Source organism: Corallococcus llansteffanensis (assembly GCF_003612055.1).
Classification (GTDB): domain Bacteria; phylum Myxococcota; class Myxococcia; order Myxococcales; family Myxococcaceae; genus Corallococcus; species Corallococcus llansteffanensis.
This window is the reverse complement of the sequence record NZ_RAWB01000694.1, coordinates 1-4,714: the sequence shown is the minus strand read 5'-3', so window position 1 is coordinate 4,714 and position 4,714 is coordinate 1. Positions and strand designations below refer to the sequence as shown.

Annotated in this window: 4 protein-coding genes; all 4 read left to right on the top strand. The window is 71.5% G+C overall.

Annotated elements, in window-relative coordinates; translation table 11 throughout:
• A partial coding sequence (locus tag D7V93_RS38335; protein ID WP_120648029.1) for a tetratricopeptide repeat protein occupies nt 1-1,849 on the top strand: 1,849 nt, incomplete at its 5' end.
• Nucleotides 1,850-2,070: 221 nt separating this feature from the next.
• The gene (gene cyoE, locus D7V93_RS38330) at nt 2,071-2,955 is read left to right on the top strand and encodes a heme o synthase (protein WP_120648026.1); all 885 of its coding nucleotides are present in this window, start codon (nt 2,071-2,073) and stop codon (nt 2,953-2,955) included.
• Nucleotides 2,956-2,969: 14 nt separating this feature from the next.
• Nucleotides 2,970-3,959, top strand: coding sequence for an ABC transporter ATP-binding protein (locus D7V93_RS38325; protein ID WP_120648028.1), 990 nt, complete (start codon nt 2,970-2,972; stop codon nt 3,957-3,959).
• Nucleotides 3,960-3,991: 32 nt separating this feature from the next.
• Nucleotides 3,992-4,714: ABC transporter permease (locus D7V93_RS38320; protein ID WP_341870990.1), on the top strand; the 723-nt coding region annotated here is incomplete at its 3' end.

The following is a 4,714-nucleotide window of genomic DNA, read 5'->3' as shown; positions in this document are numbered from 1 at the left end:
CGCGACCGTCCCCGTGGCGACCCCGCCCGTCTCCGGCACGCCCGTGGGCCGCGTCAGCGCCCCGTCGCAGCAGGCCCGCACCGGCACGTCCGGCCCCGCGCGTCCGTCCGATGGCGGCACGCGTCCCCCCTCCCAGCGCCGCCCGCAGGTGGTGGTGGAAGAGGTGGAGGAGGACGACGACGAGCCGGCCGCGCGCCGCAAGAGCGCCTCCGGTGGCAACCGCAGCAAGACGCTGTCGCTGGTGCTGCTGCTGCTCATCCCGCTGTTCGCGGGTGGCTACGGCTGGTACTCGGCGCAGGCGAAGAAGCGCGGCCGGGAGCTGAAGAAGAACCTGGACGTCGCCACCGAGCAGCTCAAGCACGACTCGTTCGCCAGCTACAAGAAGGCGTGCGAGGCGGCGGACCTGGCGCTGGAGGTGGATCCGGATTCCACCGCGGCCCACGGTTACCTCGCGTACGCCTTCGCCATCCGCTGGGGTGAGCACGGCGGCGGCGACGACGCGCGCCGGCAGGCCGAGGAGCACCTGGCGGCGGCCCAGAAGAGCAAGGAGCTCTCCAGCCACCTCATCGCGGCGCAGGCCCTGGTGAAGACCTACAGCGGCCAGGGCAAGGAAGCCCTCACGGAGCTGGAGACGCAGGTCAAGGACCTGAACGAGAAGGGCAAGGCGTCCTCGCTCCTGTACCTCACGCTGGGCCTCATCCAGATGAACGCGGGTGACCTGGAGCGCGCGCGTGACAGCCTGGAGCGCGCGCAGGCGCTGGCGCCGGACGACCCGCGCGTCTACGCGGGCCTGGGCTCCGTGTACCGCCGGCTGGGCCAGGACAACACCGCCTGGAAGAACTACGACTTCGCGCTGCGCTACGAGAAGGACCACCCGGAGTCGCTCTTGGGCCGCTCGCTGCTGATGCTGGAGCAGGACGAGCCCAACTACGGGCTCGTGAACCAGATGATCAAGAAGCTGCTGGAGGTGGATCCGCCGCCCAGCCCGCGGCAGCTCGCCGCCGCGCAGCTCGCGCGCTCGCTGCTCATCGCCCGCGTGTCGCTGGCCATGCCGAACCTGAAGCCGGACGTGCAGCAGAAGCTGTCCGAGGCGACGGGCGTGCCGGTGGAGCCGTCCAAGGCGAAGGCGGAGGTGCTCAAGGCGGAGGAGACCGGCTTCGCGCTCGACAAGCAGAACCCGGAGCTGAACCTCATCAAGGGCCGGCGCCTGCTGGCCGAGGGCAACTTCGACGCGGCCGCGGAGGAGATCCGCAAGGCCATCAAGGTGGACGCCAGCCGCGCCCAGTTCCACGTCGAACTGGCCAAGGCCCTCATGGGCAAGCCGGGCGGCGAGAAGGAGGCCTCCGAGGCCCTCACCACGGCGCTCAAGACGATGGGCGAGAGCCCCAAGCTGGTGGTGATGCTGGGCAACGCCTACCGCCGCCAGGGCAAGCTGGACGAGGCGCTGGCGCAGTACCAGCGCGCGGTGAAGGACCCGAAGGCGAAGAACCCCGAGGCCCGCCTCGCCATGGGCGCCATCTACCGGGAGCGTTCGGAGTGGGACAAGGCGAAGGAGCAGCTGGAGAAGGCCAACCTGGAGTTCGTCGGTCAGGCGGACCGCTCCGCCATGGCGCTCACCGAGCTGGGCCGCGTCTACCAGGGCAAGGGCGACACGGCGAAGGCGGACGAGTCCTACCAGCGCGCGCTCAGCGCCGACGAGAACTACACCCCGGTGTACTACTTCTACGCCTCGCTGCTCTCCAAGGACCCCAAGCAGTCGGCCAAGGTCCGCACGCTGGCGCAGGAGTACGTGAAGCGCGAGCCGAAGGGCGAGTACCTCGCTGACGCGCAGCGGCTCGCGGGCCTTTGAATCCCTATGTAACCCGCTGCTGACCTCCGCCGTCCCCCGCGCCGCGAAACCCGACCCCGGGGTTCGCGGCGCTTCGTTTTTGACGGGGGGCGACAAGGCAGGCTGATGTCGCCGGGGGGTATCCGCCTTGCCACCCCTCCCGGGTGACGGTATGGGAGGGGCCACCCCACGTCCCCCCGGTCGGAAGTGACTGCGAGCCGGGGCTAACTGTTGGAGTCTGCTTGAGCGCGCGTGCCCTGACCTTGTCGACCACCGCGTCCGACCTGATCTCCCTCACCAAGCCGCGCCTGTCCCTGCTGGTGCTCATCACCGCGGCGGGCGGCATGTACCTGGCGCCGGGCCCGTTGGGGCCGGTGCGGGCACTGGTGACGCTGCTGGCGACGGCGGGGACGGTGGGCGCGGCGAACGCGTTCAACTGCTACCTGGAGCGCCACAGCGACCAGTTCATGGCGCGCACGCGCAACCGGCCGCTGCCCGCGGGGCGCATGGACCCCGCGACGGCGCTGTGGTTCGGCCTGTCGCTGTCGGCGGTGTCGCTGCCGGCGCTGGTGCTGGGGGCCAACCTGCTCACCGGGGTGCTGGGGCTCATCGCGCTCTTGAGCTACGTGCTGGCCTACACGCCGCTGAAGGCGCGCACGTCCGCGGCGATGCTGGTGGGCGCCATTCCGGGCGCGCTGCCGCCGCTGATGGGCTGGACGGCGGTGACGGACGCGGTGGACGCGGGCGGCTTCGCGCTGTTCGCCATCATGTTCCTCTGGCAGATGCCGCACTTCATCGCCATCGCGCTGTTCCGCAAGGAGGAGTACGCGGCGGCGGGCCTGAAGTCGGTGCCGCTGGAGCGGGGGGACGAGTCCAGCCGCGCGCAGGTGGTGCTCTACCTGGTGGCGCTGGTGCCCATGACGCTCCTGCCGTTCCAGCTGCACATCGCCGGTACGTGGTACCTGGCGGCGGCGGTGGTGCTGGGGCTGGGCTTCCTCGGGCTGGGAGCGTGGGGATTCTTCAAGCACCTGGGGAAGCCCTGGGCGCGCCAGACGTTCTTGTTCTCGCTCGTGTATCTCACCGGCCTGTTCGCCGCGCTGACGCTGGACCGCGTTCCGCGTGGCTAGGGCCCTTCGTGCCCATGCCTGACACCTCGGTTCCCACTCCGCCCCCGCCGCTCCTGCGCATCGAGGGGCTCACGCGCCGCTTCGGTGGGCGCACCGCCGTGGACGGGCTGTCGCTGTCCGTGCAGCCGGGCGAGATTCTGGGGCTCCTGGGGCCCAACGGCGCCGGCAAGTCCACCACCTTCCAGCTGCTCGCGGGGCTGCTCGCTCCGGACGCGGGGCAGGTGCACTTCGCCGGCCGGGTGCTGTCCTTGAGCGACCCCGCGCTGCGCCGGCAGATGGGCGTCATCTTCCAGCGCGGCAGCCTGGATGACCTGCTCACCGCGCGGGAGAACCTGCTGCTGGGGGCCCGGCTGTACGGCCTGGGCGGCGCGGACGCGAAGGCGCGCGTGGAGACGATGCTGTCGCTCATCGGCCTGTTGGAGCGGGGCGACGAGAAGGTGGGCACCTGGTCCGGCGGCATGCGCAGGCGGCTGGAGCTGGCGCGGGCGCTGGTGCACCAGCCGCGCGTGGTGCTGATGGATGAGCCCACGCAGGGCCTGGACGAGGCGGCCTTCCGCACGTTCTGGACGCACCTCAAGCGGCTGCGCGACGCGCAGGGCGTCACGGTGCTGCTCACTACGCACCGCGCGGACGAGGCGGAGGGGTGTGACCGGCTGGCGGTGCTGGACGGCGGGAAGCTGGTGGCGTGTGACACGCCCCGGGCGCTGGCCTCGCGCATGGGTGGGGACATCCTCACGCTGGAAGGCCCCGAGCCGGAGGCGCTGGCCGCGCAGGTGACAGAGCGGCTGGGGCTTGCGGCGAAGGTGGTGGAGGGGCGCGTGCAGGTGGAGGCCGCGCAAGGACATGCGCTGGTGCCGCGACTGGTGGAGGCCTTCCCGCCGGGACGGTTCGCCTCCGTGTCGCTGCGCCGACCCACGCTGGCGGACGTGTTCCTCCAGCTCACCGGCAAGGCCCTGGGGGCGGACGCACCCGCGCCCGTGCCCGCGCCGAGGAAACGCCGATGAGCACCCACGTCCCCGTCCCTGTTCCTTCGTCGATGGAAGCTCCGGGGGAGGCCGCGCCCGTGGAAGCCGCGCCGGTGCCGCGCCGGGAGCCGGGCACGCTCGCGCTGCAGTGGGCCACGGTGCGGGTGCTGCTCGCGCGCGACGTGGTGCGCTTCTTCCGGCAGCCCAGCCGCGTGATTGGCGCGCTGGCGCAGCCCATCCTGTTCTGGTTCGTCATCGGCTCGGGGTTCGCGGGCTCGTTCCGGGTGGAGGGCGCGCAGGGGCTGGGCTACCAGCAGTTCTTCTTCCCGGGCGTCGTCACCATGGTGGTGCTCTTCAGCGCCATCTTCGCGACCATCACGGTCATCGAGGACCGCAAGGAGGGCTTCCTCCAGGCGGTGCTGGCGGGGCCGGGGTCGCGGCTGGCGGTGGTGCTGGGCAAGGCGCTGGGGTCGTCCACCATCGCGCTGATGCAGGCGTCGCTGTTCCTGCTCTTCGCGCCCCTGGCGGGCGTGGACGTGAGGGCGGTGGACTATCCGCTGCTCGCGGCGGTGATGGTGCTGTCGGCGCTGGCGCTGACGGGGATGGGGATGGCGCTCGCGTGGTGGGTGCGCTCGAGCGCGGGCTACCACGCGGTGATGAGCCTGGTGATGCTGCCCATGTGGGTGCTCTCCGGGGCGATGTTCCCGGTGAAGGGCGCGGGGCCGGTGCTGTCGTGGGTGATGCTGCTGAACCCGATGCGCTTCTCCGTGGAGGGCGTGCGCCGCGCGCTGTAC